Source organism: Phenylobacterium sp., from assembly GCF_024508875.1.
Taxonomy (GTDB): domain Bacteria; phylum Pseudomonadota; class Alphaproteobacteria; order Caulobacterales; family Caulobacteraceae; genus Phenylobacterium.
Genome location: NZ_JANINU010000056.1, coordinates 1 through 21,992, shown reverse-complemented (window position 1 = coordinate 21,992; position 21,992 = coordinate 1). Strand labels below are relative to the sequence as shown.

The window sequence follows — 21,992 nt, the reverse complement described above, 5'->3', positions numbered from 1 at the left end:
CGCGCGGATGTTGCCACCCTGACCCCAGGTCACCAAAGCCCGTAGGTCGGCCCGGCCCTTCCGGTGCGTGAACTTGACGCTGGCGCGTGCGGGGGCGCAATTCCCGCCATGGCCGACACAAGCGTTCTCGACCCCGGAATTCCGCCCGCAGACGAGGCCGCCTGGCGCGCCCTGGTCGCCAAGACGCTGGGCGACAAGCCCTTCGAAAGCCTGACGAAGTCCACCGTCGAGGGCCTGCCGATCGCGCCGCTCTATGCCGCGTCCGAGGCGCCGGCCTGTTTTCCGACCCGCCCGTTCGACTCCGAGCGCCCTTGGGACCTGCGCGTGCTGTCGGCGCAGGCGGACCCGGCGAAGGCCAACGCCGAACTCCTGGCCGATCTCGAGAACGGCGCCGCCTCGGTGATCGTCAAGGGCCACGCCAGCGCCGACGCCCTGGCGCGCGTCCTGAAGGACGTCATCCTCGAACTGGCGCCCGTGGGCCTCGACGCCAGCTTCCTGGGCCCCAGGGCGGCGGACGCCCTGCACGCCGTCGCCAAGTCCTCGCCCGGCGCCAAGCTCAACTTCCACATGGACCCGCTCGGCGCCTTCGCCGAAGCAGGCGCCAGCCCGGGACCTGTCGAGAGCCATATCGTCAGCGCCGCCACCGTCGGCGTACGTCACGCCCAGACCTATCCGCAGGCCCAGCTCTTCCTGGCCTCGGGCCGCGTGGCGCACGAGGCCGGCGCCGGCGAGGCGATGGAGGTCGCGTTCGCCGCCGCGTCGGCCATCGCCTACGCCAAGGCCCTGGTGCGCGCCGGCTTGCCGGTCGCCGAGGCCTTCGCGCGCATCACCCTCGGCCTCGCGGCCGACGGCGACTACTTCCTGACGCTGGCGAAGCTGCGAGCGGCCCGCGCCGTCTTCGCCCGCATCGCCACGGCGTCCGGCGCCGCGGCGCAGGGCCGGATCGAGGCCCGCTCCTCGCGCCGGATGCTCACCGCCATGGATCCCTGGACGAACATGATCCGGCTCACCGCCGCCGGGTTCGGCGCGGCCGCGGGCGGAGCCGACGCCCTGGTGCTGGGGAACTTCACCGACGCGCTGGGCCAGCCCACCGCCTTCGGCCGCCGCCAGAGCCGCAACACCCAGCTCGTCCTGATGGAGGAGGCCGCCGTCGGCCGCGTCGCCGACCCCGCCGCCGGCTCGGGCTACATCGAGGCCCTCACCGACCAGATCGCCCGCGAGGCCTGGAGCCGCCTGCAAGCCATCGAGGCTGCCGGGGGGATCATCTCCGCCCTGGAGAAAGGCCTCGTCGCCAACGACGTCGTCGCCGCCGTCGCGGCCCGCGGCGAGCCGAAGATTCTCGGCGTCACGGCCTTCCCGCCGGCCGATCAGGCGGCGGTGGACGTCGACAAGGCCTCGCCCGCGACGCTCGACACCGAGGCCGCGCGCCTGCCGGGACCGGACGGCAAATGTCCGGCGCTGAAGCCCATGCGGCTGTCCGAAAAGCACGAGGTGACGGCGTGAGCTTCCCCGACTTCTCCACCCTGCCCTTCGACGGCGACGTGGGAACGTTCGCCAAGCCCACCGGCGCGGCCTGGACCACGCCCGAAGGGATCGATGTGCGCCCTGCCTACGAGGCCGGCGATGTCGAAGGCCTCGCTGTCCTCGGCGGCTATCCGGGCCTGGCCCCGTTCGTCCGCGGCCCCTACCCGACCATGTACGCCACGAACCCGTGGACGATCCGCCAGTACGCGGGCTTCTCCACGGCCGAGGACTCCAACGCCTTCTACCGCCGCAACCTAGCGGCTGGGCAGATGGGCTTGTCTATCGCCTTCGACCTCGCCACCCACCGCGGCTACGACTCTGATCACCCGCGCGTGACTGGCGACGTGGGCATGGCTGGCGTCGCGATCGACTCGATCCTCGACATGCGGACGCTCTTCGACGGCATCCCGCTCGACAAGATGACCGTTTCGATGACCATGAACGGCGCCGTGCTGCCGATCCTGGCGCTCTACATCGTGGCGGCGGAAGAACAGGGCGTGCCGCACGAGAAGCTGGCCGGCACGATCCAGAACGACATCCTGAAGGAGTTCCTGACCCGGAATACCTACATCTATCCGCCCGGCCCCTCGATGCGGATCATCGCGGACATCTTCGCCTACACGTCGAAGGAAATGCCGCGCTTCAACTCGATCTCGATCAGCGGCTACCACATGCAGGAAGCCGGGGCGACGCTGGACCTCGAGCTGGCCTACACCCTGGCCGACGGCATCGAGTACGTCCGGGCCGGCGTCGCCGCGGGCATGACGGTCGACCAGTTCGCGCCGCGCCTGTCCTTCTTCTGGTGCGCGGGCATGAACATGTTCATGGAGGTCGCCAAGCAGCGCGCGAGCCGCCTGCTCTGGGCCAAGCTGATGAAGGCCAACTTCGACCCGAAGGACGCCCGCTCGCTCGCGCTGCGCGCCCACACCCAGACCAGCGGTTGGTCCCTGGCCGCCCAAGACGTCTTCAACAACGTGCCGCGCACAGCCATCGAGGCCATGGGCGCCACCGGCGGCCAGACCCAGAGCCTGCACACCAACTCGCTGGACGAAGCCCTGGCTCTGCCGACGGACTTCTCGGCCCGCATCGCGCGCAACACCCAGCTCTTCCTGCAGATGGAGAGCGGCCAGCCCCGCGTGGTCGACCCGTGGGGCGGCAGCTTCTACGTCGAACGCCTGACCGCCGACCTGGCCAAGCGCGCGCTGGAGCACATCGCCGAGGTGGAAGCCCTGGGCGGCATGGCCAAGGCCATCGAGGAAGGCCTGCCTAAGCGCCGGATCGAGGAGGCCTCGGCCCGCATCCAGGCGCGCATCGACAGCGCCAAGCAGAGCGTCGTCGGCGTGAACCGCTACCGTCCCGACGTGCCGGACGATATCCCGGTGCTCAAGGTGGACAACACCGCCGTCCGCAACGCCCAGATCGCCAAGCTCAACCGCCTGAAGGCCGAGCGCGACCCCGAGGCCGTGGCCGCCGCCCTCGACGCGCTTACCGCAGGCGCGGCCGGGAACGCGAACCTGTTGGAGCTGTCGGTGAACGCCGCCCGCGCCAAGGCCACCGTGGGCGAGATCAGCTACGCCCTCGAAAAGGTGTTCGGCCGCCACAAGGCCCACGCCGATGCGGTGAAAGGGGTCTACCTCCGCGAGGCGGGCTCGACGCCGGCCTCGGACCGCGCCCGCGCCATGGCCGAGGCCTTCGTCCAGGCCGACGGCCGCAAGCCCCGGATCATGGTCGCCAAGATGGGCCAAGACGGTCACGACCGCGGCCAGAAGGTGATCGCCTCGGGCTTCGCCGACCTCGGCTTCGACGTGGAGATCGGCGACCTGTTTCAGACCCCGGCCGAGGCTGCCGCCGAGGCTGTGGAGACCGGCGTCCACGCCGTCGGCGCCAGCTCGCTCGCGGCGGGCCACCTGACCCTCGTCCCCGAGCTCAAGGCCGAGCTCGCAAAGCTGGGCCGGCCCGACATCCTGGTGTTCGTGGGCGGGGTCATCCCGCCTGAGGACTTCAAGGCCCTTGAGGACATGGGTGTCGCGGCGATCTTCGCGCCCGGCACTGTTGTCCCCGAGGCGGCCATCACGGTCTTGGACCGCCTGAACGAACAGCTCGGCTATGCCCAGGAGCAAGCGGCGCAGTAGCCCTTCGGTCCTTCCCGAAATCAAAGGGCCCGCCCGGATCGCTCCGGGCGGGCCCTCTTCATTTCGCGATCGTGCGGAGCGTCAGCGACCGGTCGTCGGCGGAACCGGCGCGTTGCTGGCCTCGGCGGCGCGGCCGCGGCGGCCGGGCAGCAGAGCCTGGGCGGCCGCCAGTTCGGCCTTGTCGATCGAGCCGTCCTTGTTGGTGTCGATGCGGTCGAAGAAGTTGGCGATCATCTGGCCCATCTGGCCCTTCGCCTCGGCCTTCTGCAGCTTGCCGTCCAGGTTGTCGTCCATCATGCCCATCAGGCGCGTGGGCGCGAACCGCGCGTCGGAGTCGACCTGCTTGGCCGCCGTCTCGTCCAGCCAGCGGAACGAGAGCTGCGTGAACAGCATCTCCTCGTGGCTCTGCTCGCCCCAGGTCACCTTGATGGTCGGGTCGGGGTTCGCCGGGTTGCGCTTGGAGTTGTCGTAGACGTAGTGGGCGATCACTCGCGAGCCGGCCGGGATCTTGATCGGCTTCTCGAAGGTGTAGGCGCGCTGCCAGTTGAAATCGTAGCGCGGCAGGCTGAGCAGCAACGTCTTCTTGCCGTCCGGCGTCTCAAGCCACAGGTCCGACGAATAGGCGCGGTAGTGGGCGTGCGGGAACGCCGAGTAGAGCAGCGCGTCGTTCGGGAACTCGACGTACGCCACTTCCTTGGCCCGCCCCGTGTTCGGGGCGATGGTGATGGTCGGGTCGATCACGACCACGCTACGCATCATCAATTCCGGCGGCTTGTCGTAGAAGTAGACGCCGATCTTCGAGTTATCGACCGCCTCCTTGCCGTACGGCGTGTAGTGCATCTGGAAGCCGATGGCGCCGCCGGCCGGCAGGTAGCTGCCGACGTTCGGAGCGTAGATGTTTGATTCCGAGCCCACGGCGTAGCCGCCCACCGAGCCCTTCCAGCGGGTCTCCGACGATTGGCCGTTGGCCGGCATCTCGCTCATCCAGCCGGTGAGCACGTGGTGCACCGACTGGCGGTCGCCCGGCTTCACGGTGGTGGCGCGGATCCAGCGGCCTTGCGTCTGGGTGTTCGCGATGGCCGGCCGCTGATAGTCGACGATGCCGGAGGCCGGGACTTTGAAGGCCGGAATGTCGATGATCATGTCCGGCTTACCCAGCGGCCACTCGGCCGCCACGTGCTTGACGGCGCCCAGCGGGTCGGTCCCCTCACCGCGCGGCGCGCCGGCTTCGATCCAGTGGACCAGCGTCTTGATCTCGGCCGGCGACAGGTTCTTGTCGTCCGAGAACCTGCCCACGTGCGGATCGGCGTTGTACGGCGGCATCCGGTCGGTGCGGATCACCTCTCGGATCATGGGCGAGAAGCCTTTGACCATCTCGTAGTTGCTCATGGCGAACGGGCCGATGCCGCCTTCCTGGTGGCAGGCCACGCACTTGGCCTCCAGGATCGGCGCCACGTCCTTCACGTAGGTCAGCTTGGCGCCCTGGCCGCGCGCCGGGAACGCGATGGCCGCCCCCGTAGCCGCAGTCGCCGAGGCCGGGACCGGCTGGCCGGCCGCCAGGGCGTCCAGCGCCGCGCCGACGCCCGCGACCGGGCCGCGATAGGCGACGGTCCAGGTCTTCGGATTGATCACGAACGCCTCGGCCGAGCGCGTCACGCCCAGGCTCTCGCCGATCAGTTGGTTGGAGTCCATCAGCACGGGGATCGTGAAACCCGCCTTTTCGGATTCGGCCAGGATCGCCTCGCGGCTGTCCTTCAGGCTCGAGTTCAGCAGCATGAACTCGACGCCCTTGGCGCCATGGGTCGCGGCCAGCGCCTTCAGCGCGGGGGCCTCCCCGCGGATCGCCGCGTCGCCGTTCGCCTGGGTCACGATCACCACCGCCGGCGCGTCACCGAGGCGGTACAGCTCGTGCGCCTCCAGGTTCGCGTCCACCAGCATGAAGTTGTCGACGGACTGCGTTGTCGTGGCCGACGCCGAGATCGCCGAGCCCTTGGCCATGGCGCTGGGCGCCGACTGATCGGTGGCGCAGCTCGACAGCAGCGCGGTGGAAGCCAGCAGGGCCAGGACCCCGTAGCGCGCAGTGGTCATCGATCGTCCCCCAAAGAGTGTTCTTGTCTAGGCGCGAAGTTGAACGCGCCGTCATTTTCCCTGCGGAACATTACACCAATATTTCGAAAACCGGCGGAGCCTATGGCGGCCGTTTCCCGCCAGCCGAACGGCGATCTTCGGGCTATCGGCAAGCCTCCCCGCCCTGGAGCTTCGCCTTGAAGAAACTCGCCACCGTCCTGGCGCTCACCGCCCTCGCGACCGCCGCCCGGGCGGCCGACGCCAACGTCGCCGACGATCGCGCCGCCGTCGCCGCGCTCGACGTCCGGTACCAGGCCGCCGTGAAGGCCAACGACGCGGAGACCATGGCGAAGATCCTGCACCCCGAGATGACGCTGGTGGTCGGCTCCGGGACCGTCATCTCCCGCGACGACCTGCTTCGCGAGGCCCGCGGCGGCGCCATCGCCTACGAAATCCAGGACGAGACGCCCGGGAGCCAGACCGTGCGCATATTCAGCGAGGACACCGCCGTCGTGACCGCAAGGCTGCGCCTGAAATACGTCACGGGCGGCAAGGCCTTCGACCGGACGCTGTGGTTCAGCGATACCTACGTCCGCACGCCGGACGGATGGCGCTACGCCTTCGGCCAAGCCTCGCTGCCCCTGCCGGCGACGCCCTGAGGGGGCGCGGTGCGTCGAGCGGAAACGCCCTCCCCGGGTGCTAGCTGAGGAGGGCGTCCGGCATCGGCCATGCGGCGTCAGCCTCCCGTCTGCGCCTTCCCACCAGGCGCGGCGACGATCATCTGGATCAAGGTCTCGGTGACCCTAGGCTCCAAACCTTCGGTATGACCCTTGTTCTCTCTCACCACATCGGCCACGACCCGTCCATCCTTGCACCCCTGATAGGCGAACAACTCGCCTTTTCCGGGAGCCGCCTTCATGCCCCACACCTTGTAGCCCGCCCGGGAGAAGTCCCAGACGTAGCCGGGCTTGTCGTCGACGATGTCTTTCTGGCGCACCCGCCGCGTGCAGCCGTACTTCTCGGCCCAGGGAGACGTCTCGGGTAGGGCGTCGATCTCCCACTGCCCCACCTCGAAGATATGGGAGAAGTCGCAGGCGGGCGGCGTGTCGGCCGCCATGGGGTTCGCCCCGGCCGGTCGCGGATCCGGCGGCGAGCCGTCGGGCTTGGGCGGGCCGAACTGCTTCACGAACGGCGCCTGGCCGATCCGCCCGCCCGACAGGCTGAGCCAGCCGTCCACCTTGCCCCTGAAATAGTCGCTGCAGACGATCCGGCGCGAGGTGAAGCCGCCCTGGCTATGCCCGGCGAGCCACATCGAGCGGATGTTGGCCTTGCCAAAGCTGTCGAAGACGAAGTCGGTGATGTTCTGCAGGTGCGCGTCGTCCGCCGCGCCATCCCAACGGCGGACCGGAGTCGCGGTGGCTGCGGTAGGGGTCGCCACCACCAGCCGGTACTTCTGCACGTAGTCGGCGGCCGGGAAGTAGTGCCGCTGCCAGTTCCCGATCGAGCCCGCACCATGCAGGTTGAGGATAAAGGTGACCTTCTCGTCCGGCTTCAGGTCGCACGGATAGTCCAGCCAGAACTTGCGGCCGGTCTTCGCGTCGACGACGTTGCCGAGCTCGGCGAGGGCGGGCACACAGGACTCGCCGCTGCAGCGCGCCGGCTGCGGGGTCGTGCACGCGACGCCGCCGACGTCCCGAGCGAGCGCTGGGCTCGCCGCAAGGCTCGCGAGGGCGCCCAGCACCATCAGTTTCATCTTCATCGAGGTTCTCCCTTCCCATCCCGCGGTCTGCCGCCGCGCGGTCACGGCGTAGCATTGGCGCGGCAAGTTTGCCTCGACATTTCAAAAGTTCGGTATGGCGCTACCCACTAGACTGACCTTACGGACGGCGCAGAATCTTCCCTCAAACGGCCCGGCCGACCCATCGCGAGGAAAGATCATGCCCGAAGCTCTCATCATCGACGCCTGCCGCACGCCGCGGGGCATCGGCAAGGTCGGCAAGGGCGCCCTCGCCGACCACCACCCGCAGCGCCTGGCGGCCACCGTGCTCGCCGCCATCGCGCAGCGGAACAACCTGAAGACCGAGGAAGTCGACGACGTGATCTGGGGCACCTCGTCCCAGCGCGGCAAGCAGGGCAACGACCTCGGCCGCATGGCCGCCCTCGACGCCGGCTTCGACGTCCGCGCCTCGGGCATGACCCTGGACCGCTTCTGCGGCTCGGGCATCACCGCGGTGAACCTGGCCGCCGCCCAGATCATGTCGGGCATGGAAGACCTCGTCATCGCCGGCGGCACCGAAATGATGTCCTACACGGCCTCCAGCGCGCCGCAGAATCAGGCGTTCTTCGATGGCCCGGCCCTCATGGACGCCGGCAACACCCACCTGCGCAAACTGCATCCGCAGTCCCACCAGGGCGTTTGCGCGGACGCCATCGCCACGATGGAAGGCATCACCCGCGAAGCCCTGGACGAACTGGCCTATGTCAGCCAGCAGCGCGCCGCCAAGGCGATCGCCGAGGGCCGGTTCGACCGCGCCCTGGTGCCGGTCTACAACGACGACGGCTCCATCGCCCTGGATCGCGAAGAGTTCCCGCGTCCCGAGACCACCCTGGAAGGCCTCGCCTCGCTGAAGCCATCCTTCGCCGCCATGGCCAATGTGCCGATGGACGCGGAGGGCACCACCCTCGCGGGCCTGATCAACCGCGTCTACAGCGACCTGAAGATCCAGCACTTCCACCACGCCGGGAACTCGTCCGGCGTCGTGGACGGCGCCGCGGCTGTCCTGCTGGCCTCGCCGGAATACGCCGACAAGAACGGCCTCAAGGCCCGCGCCCGCGTGGTCGCCATGGCCAACGTCGGCGACAGCCCCACCCTGATGCTCAACGCCCCGGTGCCGGCCGCGAAGAAGGTGCTGAAGAAGGCCGGCCTGACGCCGGACGATATCGACCTGTGGGAGATCAACGAGGCTTTCGCGGTCGTGGCCGAGAAATTCATCCGCGACCTCAACCTCGACCGCGAGAAGGTCAACGTGAACGGCGGCGCCATGGCCCTCGGCCACCCGATCGGCGCCACCGGCTCGATCCTCATCGGCACCATCATCGATGAGCTGGAGCGCCGTGACCTGAAGCGCGGCCTGGTCACCATGTGCGCCGCGGGCGGCATGGCGCCGGCGATCATCGTCGAGCGCATCTGATGCAGCTCACGCGCCAGCGGCGGTTCGTGACGCCGGGGCCGGACGAGACGGTGGAGGCGCTTGCTCTGCGGGCCCTCCCCGACCAGCCGGTCGAGACGGCGGTGGACGCGATCAAGAGCTGGAACCTGCACATCTTCGCCATGCGCAAACCGGCAGGGTTGCTGCTGGGGTCGGACGTGGTGTTCGTCGAGCCGCCGCTGTCGTGACCCCCAGAGCGGACGAGCCGGTCATCGTGTCGGCCGATCTGGTAGCCGGACACGACGGCTCGACCGAACTCCTCGTGCGCCTTCGTCATCCGAACGGCGCCGAGGGCCCCGTGGTCCTCGACGAGGAGACGGGCCTGCGCCTGATGAAGAACTGCGGCGCCGCAGGGCTGGGCGAGCTTGTGGGCCAGTCCTGGCGGCGCATCGTGGAGGGAAGCTGATGTTCGACGTGATCGTACGGAACGGCCTTGTGGTCGACGGCTCGGGAGCCCAGGCGTTCAAGGGCGACGTGGCGGTCAAGGACGGCCGGATCGCCGCCGTCGGCGCCGTGCAGGGCGAAGCGCGCCAGGAGATCGACGCCGGCGGGCGCGTGGTCGCTCCCGGCTTCATCGACCCTCACACCCACTTCGACGTGCAGCTCCTCTGGGACGGCGCCGCCCGCCCCGCCCTGGAGCACGGCGTCACCTGCATCGTGCCCGGCAACTGCTCCCTGTCGCTGGCGCCCCTGCGCGCAGGTGACCGCCGCCAGGTGGTCGGCATGTTCCAGCAGATCGAGGAGATGCCGCCCGAGGCCTTCACCACCGCTTTCGATTGGAGCTGGGAAGATTTCGCGGGCTATCGCGCGGCCATCGAGAAGGCGCTGTCGATCAATGTCGCGCCCCTTGTGGGCCACAGCGTCATCCGCCTCTGGGTCATGGGCCCCGCGTCGCAGCAGCGCGCCGCCACGGCGGACGAGATCGCGGCCATGCAGGACCTGCTGCGCGAGTGCCTCGCCGCCGGCGCCGTGGGCCTGTCCACCAGCTTCGTCGACACCGACGAGAACGGCCGCCCCGTTCCCAGCCGCTTCGCCCAGTTCGAGGAGCTGGACGCCCTCTGCGCGGTCCTGGGCGAGTTCGACCGCATGCTCCAATGCGTGCCGGAATTCTTCGCCACCGACATCACCATCGCGCGCATCGATCAGCTCGCCGAGCTGAGCCTGAAGCACGGGATCACCACCACCTTCTCGCCGGTGTTCGACAACGCCGCCACGCCCGACAACGTCCCGCGGATCATGGCCCGGGTGGAGGAGCAGTTCGCCCGCGGGGCCAAGGTCTGGCCGCAGATGCAGACGCGGCCCCTGGACCTCAGCTTCTCGTTCCTGCGCCCTAGCCTGTATTTTGCCCGCCTGCCCCGCTGGAGCCGTATCCTGCGCCAGGACCTCGACGTGAAGCTCCACGCCCTGCGCGACCCCGAGACCGTCGCCAAGATGGTTGCGGACGCCGGTCCCGACGGCGGCGACAAGATGCTGGGCCGCCTGATCTGCCGCGGGGGCGACGCCGCGCCGGCCGCCATGGTGGGCCGCACCCTGCGCGACATCGCCGCCGAGCGCGGCCAGAGCTGCGCCCAGGCGCTGATCGATCTCAGCCTCGAGAACGGCCTGGACGTCGCGTTCCTCGACGCCTCGCTGGGCCACGAGAACTCCGAGCGGATCGGCCCCATGCTCGCCCACCCGCTCGTCCACATCGGCGCCAGCGACGGCGGCGCGCACCTGGCCTCGTTCTCAACCTACGGCGACACCGGCTATCTGTTCAGCGAGTTCGTCCGCAAGACCGGCGCCATGAGCCTTGAACAGGCCGTCGCGAAGATCACCGGCGAGACGGCGGACATCTGGGGCCTGAAGGATCGTGGCCGGCTGAAGCCCGGCCTGGCCGCCGACATCGTGGTCTTCGACCCCGACACCATCGACCGCGAGGCCGAACTGCCGGCGTTCGACATGCCTGGCGACGGCATGCGTTATGTCCGCGCCGCGCGCGGGGTCGAGACCGTGCTGGTGAACGGCCAGATCGCCTACGCCGATGGCGCGTACACCGCTGCACGGGCCGGAGTTGTCTGCGTCTGACGCGGCAATTCAAGTATTACTGAAAGATTAACGCCATATCGATTTGCGGTATATTGTGCCGCGCCGTTCTTTCGCCCAATTTATCTTTCACCCTCAGGAACTGACAACCGCAACCCGTTGTTGAACAACCGGCGGCGCAAAAGGCGACGTCCCGCACGGAAACAAGCTCTACCTTAGTATTGGGAACATCCCACATGTTCGCCAACGTCGCCTCCTCGGATCCCGGCCTCGCCCGCGAGCTGTCCGCCGCCCGCGCGCGCCTCGCCAGCCAGGAGCGCCAGATCCAGGAGCTGAACCACCGCATCGCCAACAGCCTGCAACTGGCGGCCGATATGCTGGTGTTCGAACAGCTACGCTCGCGCGACCCCCTTGCCTCCGCCGCGCTGGAGGCCAGCCGCGCCCGCCTCGTCGCGGTCGGCGAACTCCACCGCTATCTCTACGATCACGCGGACCGCCCGACGGTGGAACTCAGCGGCTTCCTCGCCGGCCTGTGCCAGGCGATCGCGGCGACCACCGGGCTGAACTGCTCGATCCAGGCCGACCTCACCAGCGTCCCGGGCGACATGGCCCAGCAACTCGCCATCGCCATCAACGAGTTCGCCATCAACGCCGCCAAGCACGCCTACGACGGCAAGCCCGGCGGTCGCCTGGTGGTCACCAGCCGCCGGGACGGCGCCGAGCTGGTGCTGACCGTGGCCGATCAGGGCAAGGGTCTCGAGAGCGGCCTGGGCCGCTCGGGCGGCCTCGGCATGTCTATCGTCTCGGCCATCGTGCGCGACCTGAAGGGCGTGCTCACGGTCCAGGGAGACGGCGGCGCGGCCTTCACCATCCGCGCGCCCATCCCGGGCGCTGCGCCGGTCATCGACCGTTCGTTTCAGGCTTGGGTCGACTGCGACTGACGTCTAGATGGCGCGTCCCACCCGCATGTAAGCGTCGCGCACGACCTGGCTGGGCGCCTTCTGGGCTATCTGCGCCATCAGGCGAAGAACGCTGCCGGCGACCGCAAGCCTCAAGGGCCGGACGTTCAGGCCCAACCGCTTCCGGATATCCGGCGGCAGCAGGTCGATCGCCGCCTCGACGACGAGCGGCTGGATCGCGCGTCCGGCAAGCCCAAGCGGCGAGGTGGTGGCCACGATGCCCAGGAACTCTCCGATGATCGGGTGGGCGACCAGCTTGGGCCGCATCCGATCGAACCAGGCTTCAACGCCCGCCACGTTGTCCGGCGGCTCGGGCGCGCCGAAGAGCCGGCCCAGGCGCCCGCCCTCGGCGAAGTATCGGTCCTTCTCGTCCGCGCTCAGCGGCGCCACGTACCGGTCGTAGGCGTAGAGGAAGCCCCAGCTCGCGGTCACATGGACCCACGTCATCAGCTCGGGTTCGAGCGCCGTATAGGCATGGCCGTCGGGCGTCATGCCGCCCACCCGCTCGTGCATCCGCGTGACCATGGCGACCCGCGCCTCGGCGGACTTCGTCGGGCCGTACGTCGTGATCAGCGTCGCCTCGCCCGTGCGCTGCATGCGCGCCAAGGGGTCGGTCCGGAAGGTCGAGTGGTCCCAGACGCCCGAGCGGACGCGCGGCTCCGCCAGTTCCAGGATCACCGCGGCTACGCCGCCGATCGCCAGCGCCACCGGATTGGCGTGCACCCGCCAGGCCAGCGAGTCCGGGCCGAACAGGCCGGGGTCGCCTTCGGGCCGCCGATAGTCGATCCGTCCGCCGCCGATCACGTTCAGCCGTGGCCGCGGCGCGATTGTCTCGACGGCGCTCAGGAGTCCAGCCCAGGCTTGAGGCTCGGATACCTGTTTTCCAGGTGGGCGGCGGCCGCCTTCAGTTCGGTGATCGCCTCCTCCACATGCTGTCGCTGCTGCTTCAGTTGCTCGATGCGGCGGTGGTGGATGCGCAGGGCCTCGGCGTCCTGGGCCGCAGTCCCCTCCTCGTCGTAGGTGTCCAGTATGTCCCGGATCTCGGCGATCGACAGGCCGACCCGCCGGCCCCGCATGATGAGCTGTAGCCGGGCCCGGTCCTTGTACGAATAAACGCGGCTGGTGTCGCGCCGCGTGGGCGAGAGCAGGCCCTGCTCCTCGTAGAAGCGCAGCGCCCGCGGGGTCGCCCCGAACTCGCGGCAGAGCTGGGTGATCGAATAGGTCCGGTACGGCGGCCGGCGCAGGTTCAGGAACGTCGACATCGGTCTTTCCTCCTCAAAGCCCGAGCACGAGCCGGGCGATGATGTCCCTCTGGATTTCGTTGGAGCCGCCGTAGATCGAGGCGGCCCGGTTGTTCAGGTAACGCGGCATGGCCACTAGGCCCTCGTCCGGGCCGATCGGCTCGGCGTTCGACCCCGCCTCGCGCGCCTCCGGCTGGTCGACGCCGGCGTAGGCGCCCAGGGCGGCGACGGAGATCTCATCGATCCGCTGCATCGCTTCGGTGCCGTTGATCTTCAGCATCGACGACGCCGGCCCCGGATTCTTGCCGCCCGCCAGCGCCGACAGGATCATCCGCTCCGACATGTCGATCGCGGTCACTGCGATCTCGGTCTCGGCCAGCCGGCGGCGGTGCGCCGCATCGTCGGCATGCGACGCGACGGCGATCCGCTGCGCGCGCTCCAATCCGACCTGCAGGCCGGGCGCGGAGCCGCCGCCCCGTTCGAACTCCAGCAGGTACTTGGCCACCGTCCAGCCCTGGTTCTCCTCGCCGATGCGGTTCGCCTTGGGCACGCGCACCCCGTCGAAGAACACCTGGTTCACCTCGTGCTCGCCGGCCAGGGTGATGATTGGCTTCACGCCGATGCCGGGCGTGTCCATCTCCAGCAGCAGGAAGGTGATCCCCTGCTGCGGCTTGCCCTCGGTCGAGGTGCGCACCAGGCAGAACATGCGGTTGGCGTGGTGCGCATGGGTCGTCCAGATCTTCGACCCATCGAGAACGTAGTGATCGCCGTCACTTACCGCCCGAAGCTGCAGCGACGCGAGGTCCGATCCCGAACCCGGCTCGGAGTAGCCCTGGCACCAGTAGTCCTCGCCCGAGAGGATGCGCGGCAGGTAGTACGCCTTCTGCTCGGGCGTGCCGAACCCCATGATCACCGGCCCGACCATCTTCAGGCCCATGGGCGACAGGTTCGGTGTTCCCGCCCGCGCGCACTCGGCCGCGAAGATCGCCCGCTGCACCTCGCTCCAGCCGGGCCCGCCGTACTGCTTGGGCCAGGCAGGCGCCGCCCAGCCGCGCGCGTGCAGGATCTTCTGCCACGGCAGACTGTGGCGCGGCTCGCAGAAGACGCTGGTCAGCCGCTCGCCCGCGCGGCGCAGCTCGGGCGTGAGGTTGGCGTCGAGGAACGCCCGCACCTCGTCGCGGAACGCCAGATCCTCGGGGCTCAGCTCAAGATCCACGCAACGACGCTCCCCTAGAACTTGGACCGCAACGTGACGCCCCACGTGCGCGGCGCGCCCAGGAACGCCGCGTAGGTGCCTGACTGCAGCGGCTGATCGACCACCACCTGGTAGTAGTCCTCATTGGTCAGGTTCTGGGCGAACAGCTCGACGGTCCAGCGGTCGTCGGCGGCGCCCAGGCCGATCCGCCCGTTCCAGAGGGTCAACTCCTTCTGGATCTTAAGGGGATCGAGGTTCGACCCGGTGTTGTACGGCGAGGTGTAGCGGCCCGAGAGGCTGGCACGCAGCTTCAGGCCGTCGGCGATCTCGTTCTCATAGGCCGCAGACCACGACGCCGACCACAGCGGCGCGTAGGACAGGCGCGAGCCCGGCAGGCGTGGTCCCACACCGGCCGTCGGCGCGAAGTTGCCGAACTGGGTCACGGCATAGGTCACGCCGCCCGTCGCCGTCAGGCCCGGGACCGGCGTGCGCCAGACGAGGTCCATGTCGACGCCCTTGGACGTGACCTTGGGGATCGAGGCCACCACGAAGCTGATGCCGGTGAAGGTGTTGAGCTGGAAGTGCTCGAACGTCTGGTCGAAGGCGGCCGCGTTCAGGATGAGGCGGTTCTCGAAGAGCTGGCTCTTGAAGCCGGCCTCGTAGCTTTCGACGGTCTCGGCCGCGAAGCTGGTGTCCGGGTTGATCACGCCCGGGCCGAGGCGCGCGCGGTCCAGGTTGAAGCCGCCGCTCTTGTGGCTGTTGGCGTACGAGACGTAGGCCATGAGCTGCGGCGTGAAGCGATAGCTGGCCTTGGCGGTGCCGCCCAGACGATCCTCGCTGCGCCGCTGGCGGGTGTCGACGTCGTTGAACGCCGGGTCCGCGCCGGGCGCGCAGATCGCCGAGCGGGCCGCGGCCGGAATCGGCCGGGCGATGGCCGCCGCGCAGGCGTTGCCGGGCGCCGTGTTACGGTACTGGGCGAAGACCTTCTTGGTGTCGTCGCTGTAGCGGAGGCCGAAGGTCAGCTCGAGCGCGTCGGTCACGTGCCAGGTGTTGTTCGTGAACACCGCCCAGCCCTTGCTGGAGTGGTCGAAGCGGTCGTACGAGCCCTGGCCCGGGATGAAGTTCTGGCCCGCCGGGATACCCGTCAGCGCCGAGACGGTTGTCGGGTTGGTCCCGCCCGAAAGCAGCAGGCTGAAGTAGGTCTCGTACGACGTCCCGAACGGCGTGAACGCGCTGTTGTCGAGCTGCTCGTCCGAGTAGTAGCCGCCCACCATCCAGTCGAGCGGGCCCGCCCGGCCGGCGACCCGGACCTCCTGCGAGAAGGTCTCGAACTTGTTGAACGTCCGCCCGTCGCTAGGACGGTACCAGATGTCGGCCGACGAGAAGTCGATGTCCGCGCCCTGGACGTTCTGCCAGTCACGCCAGGCCGTGATCGAGGTCAGGGTGACGTCCGGATTGATCTCCCAGTCCGCCTGCAGCGAGACGCCCTTGTCCCGGATGTCCTGCGCGGATTCCCGGTTGGCATAGGTCAGTCGGCGGAAGGGATCGGCGGGGCGCACCGTGCCTTCGTCGGCGGCCACCGCGTCGATCAGCGCGCCCGTGGGGCCGACCAGCGTCGTCATCGTCAGGCAGCAGTGTTCGTCGCGCCGCGTGTAGTCGGCCATCGCGCGGATCGTCAGCGTATCCGACGGCAGCCACAGCAGCTGCCCACGGATGGTGGCGACGTCCTGGTCCTCGTTCCGCGATTGGGTGCTCGGCCCGGCGCCGTTCCGCACATGCAGGAACCCGTCGCGCTTGCGGATGGCGGCGAAGACCCGGCCGGCGAGCGTCTCGCCGATCGGGCCGGTCACGCTGAACGCCGCGCCACGGGCGTCGTAGTTGCCATAGGTCAGCTCGGCGTTGGCGCCGAAGTCGAACTCGGGGGCCTTGGTGATCACGTTGATCACGCCGGCGGAGGTGTTCTTGCCGAAGACGGTGCCCTGCGGCCCCTTCAGCACCTCGATGCGCTCCAGTTCGCCCAGGTCACCGAACGCGACGCCGCTGCGGGCGCGATAGACGCCGTCGACGACGGTGCCGACCGAGGATTCCAGGCCCGGGTTGTCGCCGATGGTGCCGACCCCGCGAATGCGGATGGAGGTTTGGGCGCTGCCGGTGGAAGAGGTCACGCTGAGGCCAGGGGTAAGGACCTGCAGATCCTTCACATCCCGCACGCCGGCGTCCTGCAGTTGCTGGCCCGACACGACGTTCACGACGATGGGTACGTCCTGGAGCTTCTGCTCGCGCTTCTGGGCCGTCACGATCACCGCATCGACCTCGGGAACTTCGGCTTCGGCAGCCAGCGCCTGTCCCGAAACGCAAACGGCCGCCAGCACCAGGGCCGACGGCGCCCATCTCCGCAACTTCATCATTCCTCCCCTCGCCTCATCGGGCGTTGTTATTGGATCCGACCTTGCGGGCGCTGGCCACACCGAACAAGCTAGCGGAAGTGATAGGGGGCGCTCGCTTGCTTACCGACGCCGAGGCCTTGGCCCGCGAGATCGTGCGCATCGGCGCGCAGATCGGACTGCCATACGTGGCGGCCGCGGCTGACATTTCGTCGACCACCCCGCCGACGGGCCCCGACGGCCGCCCCTTCGCCGAGACGCTCTTCCATTGGGTGGATCCCGACCTTCGCTATTGGGAAGATCATGGCTTCGCGCTGCGCGCCGCCTTCATCCACGCCTCGCGGGCCTGTTCGGAGCCGTTCTACTTCGCCGGCGGCCGCTTCGCCTCCTGGCGGCCGAACCGCGCGCTCGACGCGATCACGGCGGAAGGCCCGATCGATACCTATGGGGTGGGCGCCGCCATCGTGGCGCCCGCCTACCTCCCGGGAGGCGTCATCGGCGCGGTGGTCTGGGCAACCGACGACGAAGCGTTCGACGTGGCGGACGCCTTCGCCCGGCACGCCGCCGAGCTCCACGTGCTCGCCCTCAAGTTTGTCGCGACGTACGAAGAGACCGTCGCCGGCTCGGACCAGCCCCCCGCGCGCCTGACGCGGCGCGAGATCCAGTGCCTCAAGTGGGCGGCGGCGGGAAAGACCGATGCGGAGATCGCCGAGTTGGTGGCCATTTCGCTGCCCACCGTGCGGTTTCATGTGACCAACGCCGCGCGCAAGCTGCGCGTCACCGGCCGCTCGCAAGCGATCCAGCGGGCGGCGACCCTCGGATATATCGGCTCCACGGGAGCCGGTGCGGCGTCAGGTCCGGTGCGGAGCAAGGCGCCGAGCGAGTAAGGTCAGGGCGGTGGGAGATTCGTAAGAGGACGGGCGCATGCGACCCCGGACCCGGCGCGCGGGCATAGCGGCCGCGACGCTGCTTTGCGTTGCTATACCCGCCGTCGCGCCTGCGGCGCCGGCGGCGTCCACGCCGCGCGCCCTGACGTCGAAGGAAACGAGCGCCTGGCAGGACCTTGTGGTGCGGGGGGAAGCCGCGCGCTCGGCGGGCAAGTGGGCCGAGCTGGAGAGGATCACCCGCCAGCGCCTGGTCATCGAACGGCGCGCCTACGGCGAGGACGCCGCGGTCACGGCGGTCTCCTGGTCCTGGATCGGTCAAGCGCTTGCGCGCCAGGGCAAGGAGGCCGAGGCCGAGCCTTACTATCGCCGAGCCCTGGAGATCGATCGCCGGGCGCTCGGGCCGCGCGACCCACAGACGCTTCTGGCCCTGTCGAACCTGGCGGGCGTGCTGGAACGGCGCGGTCGGTTTCCGGAGGCCGAGCCGCTACGCCGTGAGCTGCTGGCCGCAAGTCGCGGACGATTCGGCGAAAGGTCGGCGGAAGCGGTCGCCGCGCTCGTCGCCGTCGCCGACGTGGTTCGCGCCCAGTCCCGTCCCGCCGAGGCCGAGCCGCTCTACAGACAGGCGGTCGAGCTCGACGGACACCTGCTGGCGGAGAAGGATCCGCAGTTCGCCGCAGACCTCGGCGCGCTGGCCGCGACTCTCGACGATCTCGGCCGGCAGGTGGAGGCCGAACCGCTGCACCGCCGCTCACTGGCGATCCGTCGCGAGGTGTTCGGCGAGCGGGACGCGGCGACAGCCCAGGCCTATGCCCGGATGGGTGCAAACCTGGACGCGCAAGGCCGGCACGCGGAGGCCGAGCCGCTGCTGCGCCTCGCCCTGGCCACCGACCGCCAGGTGCGCGGCCTGCGCCATGCCGCCACCGCCTCGGACGCGGCCGCGCTTGGAGCCAACTTCGACGCCCAGAAGCGGCATGCTGAAGCCGCGCCGTTGCTGCGGGAGGCGCTGGAGACACGCCGCAAGGTTCTGGGGGAACGGCATGCCGACACCGGCGCGAGCTATGGCGCGCTCGGCGACAACCTCGCGGCTCTCGGCAAGGCGGCCGAGGCCGAGCGGCTGCACCGGAAGGCGCTGGAGATCGTCCGCGCGGCAAAGGGAGACGCCGATCCCGCCACGGCCCGGGCCTACGCGGCCCTCGCCGGCGACCTGAACGCCCGCGGCCGCTATCGCGACGCCGAGCCCATGCTCAGCCGCGCCCTGGACGTGCGTCGCGCGGCGCTGGGCGAGAAGCATCCGCTGACCGCCGCGACCTACGACGCCCTGGCCGAGACTCAGCACCGCATGGCGTCCAACGCCGGCGCCGAGGAGCTGGCGTCCCGCGCGGTGGCGATCGTCCGCGCGCGTCGCTCGGCCGACCTCAAGACCACGGGCTCGGATCCCGACGCGGCCATCCGCCGGGCTCGGGCCGACGCGGAGCTAGGCCAGTCCGAGCCGGTGTTCCGCCGCTATCTCCGTCTCGCGTGGCTGGCCTCGCGCGAACAACCGGCTGAACTGGCCCGCCTGCAGGACCAGGCGTTCACAGCCGCGCAGGACCTTGAAGTCTCTCCAGCCGCGCGCGCCCTGGCCCAGACTGCCGCGCGCGCCTCGTTCACCCGCAAGACCGCGGCGAAGGATGCGCGGGTGCGGCAGGCGCTGGCCGGAGAGGTGCGCCAGATCGAGGGGCAGCTCGCCCGCGCTCTGCCCCAGGACGACCCCGCCAAGGCCGCCCGCGTCGGCGCCGCCCTCGACGCGGTGGGCCGTGAGCTCGCCGATCTGGACGCGCGACTGCAGAAGGACAACCCGAACTACGCCGAGGCCATCTCGCCCCCCGCGCTCTCCATCGCCCGCGCCCAACGGCGGTTGCGCCCGGGTGAGGGCATCCTGTTCATCGTCCCGACGGGCGACGACGTCCACGTCTTCGCGCTCTCGCACACCAAGGTGTCGTGGAACCGGCTCGAAGGTCGCCAAGCCGAGCTGGAGGCCCGCATCCGGGCACTGCGCTGCCAGGTCGATGACGGGGCCTGTGGGAAGGCGCGGCCCGCGGGGGACGCCAGCGTGGCGCCCTTCGACCTGCAGACGGCGTACAGCCTCTACCGCGACCTGATCGCGCCGGTGGAGGGCGCCCTGCCCGGCGTCGATCGCCTGTTCGTCACCACCTCGGGCGCCTTCGGCGGCCTGCCCCTCGGACTGCTGCCCACGACGCCTTCCGGGGCCGCGCAATCGCGGCCGCAGGCGTTGGCGTCCGCCCATTGGCTTGCCGACCGCTACGCGCTGACCACCTTGCCGTCGATCGCCAGCCTTCGCACGGCTTCAGCGGCGGCGCGGGCGCCGGCTGCGCGATGGTCGTTCATCGGCTACGGCGATCCCGAGGGTCAGGCGCCGGCCTCCCGCGCCATGTCCGACGGCGGCGTCTTCGCGCCCATTCCCGGCACAGCCAACGAGCTTCGCGCCATGGCGCGCACCTTGGGCGCGCCGCCCGCCAGCGTGCGCTTGGGCGCGCGCGCCACGGAGAGCTCCATCCGCAACTCGCCCGATCTCGCCAGGGCGGGGGTGATCGCGATCGCGACCCATGGCCTCCTCTCGCACGAGATCAAGGGCCTGAACGAACCTGGCCTGCTGCTCAGCACGCCGGCGCGGCCCACGCCCCAGGACGACGGCGTCCTGACGGCGAGCGAGGCCGCCACCCTGGACCTGTCCGCCGACTGGGTGATCCTCTCAGCCTGCAACACCGCCGGCGGCGACGGTGCGCCCGGCGCCGACAGCCTCTCCGGCCTGGCCCGCGCCTTCCTCTACGCCGGCGCCCGCGCGCTGCTGGTCAGCCACTGGCGGGTGTTCGACGACGCCACCGCAGCGCTGACGGTGCAGACGCTGGCGATCCAGAAGGCCAATCCGGCGCTGTCCAAGGCCCAGGCGCTGCAGCGCGCCATGCGGGCCGTGCGCACGGGACGCAAGCCGGACGGCTCGGCGTTGCCCGGCTGGCGGCCCGAATGGGCCCATCCGGCCTTCTGGGCCCCGTTCGTCGTCATCGCCGCGGACGGTTAGCGGACCGCGCGCCGTCGTCAGGGCGTGAGGAAGACGACCACGCCGATCAGGCCCAGCAGGCTGACGCCGGTGAGGATCAGGCTGGTGCGCAGCCGGAAGCGCAGGCTGAAGAACAGCACGTAGCCGACCACCGACAGCAGCAGGATGACGATCGCCGAGGCGTCGATGACGGCTTTCCAGGCCGCGCTGGCGTTTTTGCCCCGGTGCAGCTCGTTGATCGTATCGACTAGGCGCGCGCGCTTGGTCTCCACTTCGGTCCGGCCGCTGGCTAGATCGACCACGACGTCCGACGATCCCTTGGGCCCCTCGAAGCGCAGTTGCGCCTCGTCGTCGATCACCTCGCCACTCTGCCAGGCGCCGATCAGCGGAACCTTGCGCCCCACGGTCTCGCCCAGCGCCCGAGCCGGATCGGCCGCAGCCTTCGCTCGCGCCAGTTCGGCCTCGGCCAGGGTAACCGTCACCGTCCGCGCCGGCGGCTCCTTGTCGGTGGTCGTCCATTCGGGATGGTTCAGCAGCAGGCCCGTCACGGCGAAGAAGATCAGCGCCAGGAAGGCGAACGCCGACAGGTAGCCGTGCCAGGCGCGCGACTGCCGATAGATCTCGACCTTCCAGTTGATCGGCTTGCGGGCGGCGCCCGGCTTGGCGTCGGCCTTCACCTACTTCGACTTTCCGTAGCGCACCTGGGTCGCGCCCAGTTCGTCCTTGCCGGGGGCCGAACCCGTGGCCGGCGCGGCGCCCAAAGTCACCTCGATGGCCTGGTAGGCATGGCCGCCGTGCTCGCGCGCGGCCTCCACGTTGATCAGGTACTTGCCCTGCGCGACGCGCTTGCCGTCCGCGTCCGTCCCGTCCCACGTCACGCTGTAGCGGCCCGGGGCCCGGGTCGGCTTGCCCATCGCCTCGACGACGCCCGGCTGCTTTCGGCCCACGCGCCGCCACCAGACGTAATTGTCCTCCTGCCAGTCCTGGCGAGTCCCCTGGATCAGCAGGGTCTTGATCGGGTTCTTCTCCAGGTCGGTGACCCACACGATCACGAAGGGCCGCTTGTAGTTGGCCGCTTCGATCTTCGGCAGGTTATAGGTCACCTCGACGGTAAAGCCGGCGGGCAGCGGGGCGGCCGTTTGGCAGGCATTCCAGCCCGAAGTGGCCCAAGCTTCGCCATTCTCGAACATCAGCGCCTCGACGCCCGGCGTCGCCTCCGCCAGGGCCAGGCCCGCCTCGCGCGGCATCACCGCCAGCGCCGTGGAGAGGGCGTCGGCCGTGGCGGCGTCGGCGGCGAGCACCGCCGCCTGGCGC

At 69.8% G+C, this 21,992-nt stretch carries 18 protein-coding genes; 10 read left to right on the top strand and 8 right to left on the bottom strand.

The window, feature by feature from the left end:
• The first annotated feature begins 108 nt into the window (after positions 1-108).
• Positions 109-1,503 (top strand): methylmalonyl-CoA mutase family protein, encoded by a 1,395-nt coding sequence (locus Q0L11_RS05515; RefSeq protein WP_296595933.1) that lies wholly within the window; start codon positions 109-111, stop codon positions 1,501-1,503.
• Positions 1,500-3,656 (top strand): methylmalonyl-CoA mutase, encoded by a 2,157-nt coding sequence (gene scpA / locus Q0L11_RS05510; RefSeq protein WP_296595932.1) that lies wholly within the window; start codon positions 1,500-1,502, stop codon positions 3,654-3,656. The genes Q0L11_RS05515 and scpA overlap by 4 nt, the downstream gene beginning before the upstream one ends.
• An 81-nt stretch (positions 3,657-3,737) precedes the next feature.
• Here scpA and Q0L11_RS05505 read toward each other — a convergent pair whose 3' ends face one another.
• Positions 3,738-5,744 (bottom strand): redoxin domain-containing protein, encoded by a 2,007-nt coding sequence (locus Q0L11_RS05505; protein WP_296595931.1) that lies wholly within the window; start codon positions 5,742-5,744, stop codon positions 3,738-3,740.
• Positions 5,745-5,920: 176 nt separating this feature from the next.
• Between Q0L11_RS05505 and Q0L11_RS05500 the strand changes: the two genes are divergently transcribed.
• Positions 5,921-6,382, top strand: coding sequence for a nuclear transport factor 2 family protein (locus Q0L11_RS05500; protein ID WP_296595929.1), 462 nt, complete (start codon positions 5,921-5,923; stop codon positions 6,380-6,382).
• A gap of 77 nt (positions 6,383-6,459) precedes the next feature.
• On the opposite strand, the gene Q0L11_RS05495 is transcribed toward Q0L11_RS05500, so the two are convergent.
• Positions 6,460-7,482, bottom strand: a complete 1,023-nt coding sequence (locus Q0L11_RS05495) for a hypothetical protein (protein WP_296595927.1) — start codon at positions 7,480-7,482, stop codon at positions 6,460-6,462.
• A gap of 178 nt (positions 7,483-7,660) precedes the next feature.
• Here Q0L11_RS05495 and Q0L11_RS05490 point away from each other — a divergent pair, with 178 nt between their 5' ends.
• The 5 genes from Q0L11_RS05490 to Q0L11_RS05470 all read left to right on the top strand — a co-directional run bounded on the left by Q0L11_RS05490 (position 7,661) and on the right by Q0L11_RS05470 (position 11,895).
• On the top strand, positions 7,661-8,914 hold the full coding sequence (locus tag Q0L11_RS05490) for an acetyl-CoA C-acetyltransferase (protein WP_296595926.1): 1,254 nt from the start codon (positions 7,661-7,663) through the stop codon (positions 8,912-8,914).
• Entirely contained in the window at positions 8,914-9,120 is a 207-nt protein-coding gene (locus Q0L11_RS05485; protein ID WP_296595924.1) for a hypothetical protein, read from the top strand. The genes Q0L11_RS05490 and Q0L11_RS05485 overlap by 1 nt, the downstream gene beginning before the upstream one ends.
• Positions 9,117-9,338 (top strand): hypothetical protein, encoded by a 222-nt coding sequence (locus Q0L11_RS05480; protein ID WP_296595922.1) that lies wholly within the window; start codon positions 9,117-9,119, stop codon positions 9,336-9,338. Before Q0L11_RS05485 ends, Q0L11_RS05480 begins: the two co-directional genes overlap by 4 nt.
• Positions 9,338-10,996: an amidohydrolase family protein gene (locus Q0L11_RS05475; protein ID WP_296595920.1), complete on the top strand. Its 1,659-nt coding sequence runs from the start codon at positions 9,338-9,340 to the stop codon at positions 10,994-10,996. Before Q0L11_RS05480 ends, Q0L11_RS05475 begins: the two co-directional genes overlap by 1 nt.
• Positions 10,997-11,190: 194 nt before the next feature.
• A complete protein-coding gene (locus tag Q0L11_RS05470) occupies positions 11,191-11,895 on the top strand; it encodes a sensor histidine kinase (protein WP_296595919.1) in 705 nt (234 codons plus the stop codon).
• A 3-nt stretch (positions 11,896-11,898) separates the two neighbouring features.
• Here Q0L11_RS05470 and Q0L11_RS05465 read toward each other — a convergent pair whose 3' ends face one another.
• The 4 genes from Q0L11_RS05465 to Q0L11_RS05450 are packed head-to-tail and all read right to left on the bottom strand — an operon-like array spanning position 11,899 to position 16,754.
• Positions 11,899-12,717 (bottom strand): oxygenase MpaB family protein, encoded by an 819-nt coding sequence (locus Q0L11_RS05465; protein ID WP_296595917.1) that lies wholly within the window; start codon positions 12,715-12,717, stop codon positions 11,899-11,901.
• Positions 12,718-12,755: 38 nt separating this feature from the next.
• Positions 12,756-13,175 (bottom strand): MerR family DNA-binding transcriptional regulator, encoded by a 420-nt coding sequence (locus Q0L11_RS05460; protein ID WP_296595916.1) that lies wholly within the window; start codon positions 13,173-13,175, stop codon positions 12,756-12,758.
• 13 nt (positions 13,176-13,188) lie between these two features.
• Positions 13,189-14,370: an acyl-CoA dehydrogenase family protein gene (locus tag Q0L11_RS05455; RefSeq protein WP_296595914.1), complete on the bottom strand. Its 1,182-nt coding sequence runs from the start codon at positions 14,368-14,370 to the stop codon at positions 13,189-13,191.
• Positions 14,371-14,384: 14 nt separating this feature from the next.
• Entirely contained in the window at positions 14,385-16,754 is a 2,370-nt protein-coding gene (locus Q0L11_RS05450) for a TonB-dependent receptor (RefSeq protein ID WP_296595913.1), read from the bottom strand.
• A gap of 44 nt (positions 16,755-16,798) precedes the next feature.
• Between Q0L11_RS05450 and Q0L11_RS05445 the strand changes: the two genes are divergently transcribed.
• Positions 16,799-17,620: a LuxR family transcriptional regulator gene (locus tag Q0L11_RS05445; RefSeq protein ID WP_296595912.1), complete on the top strand. Its 822-nt coding sequence runs from the start codon at positions 16,799-16,801 to the stop codon at positions 17,618-17,620.
• Between the two features lie 37 nt (positions 17,621-17,657).
• A complete protein-coding gene (locus tag Q0L11_RS05440) occupies positions 17,658-20,699 on the top strand; it encodes a CHAT domain-containing tetratricopeptide repeat protein (RefSeq protein WP_296595911.1) in 3,042 nt (1,013 codons plus the stop codon).
• A gap of 17 nt (positions 20,700-20,716) precedes the next feature.
• Here Q0L11_RS05440 and Q0L11_RS05435 read toward each other — a convergent pair whose 3' ends face one another.
• The gene (locus Q0L11_RS05435; RefSeq protein WP_296595910.1) at positions 20,717-21,355 is read right to left on the bottom strand and encodes a PepSY-associated TM helix domain-containing protein; all 639 of its coding nucleotides are present in this window, start codon (positions 21,353-21,355) and stop codon (positions 20,717-20,719) included.
• The coding region (locus Q0L11_RS05430) for a DUF2271 domain-containing protein (protein ID WP_296595908.1) at positions 21,356-21,992 on the bottom strand (637 nt) is incomplete at its 5' end.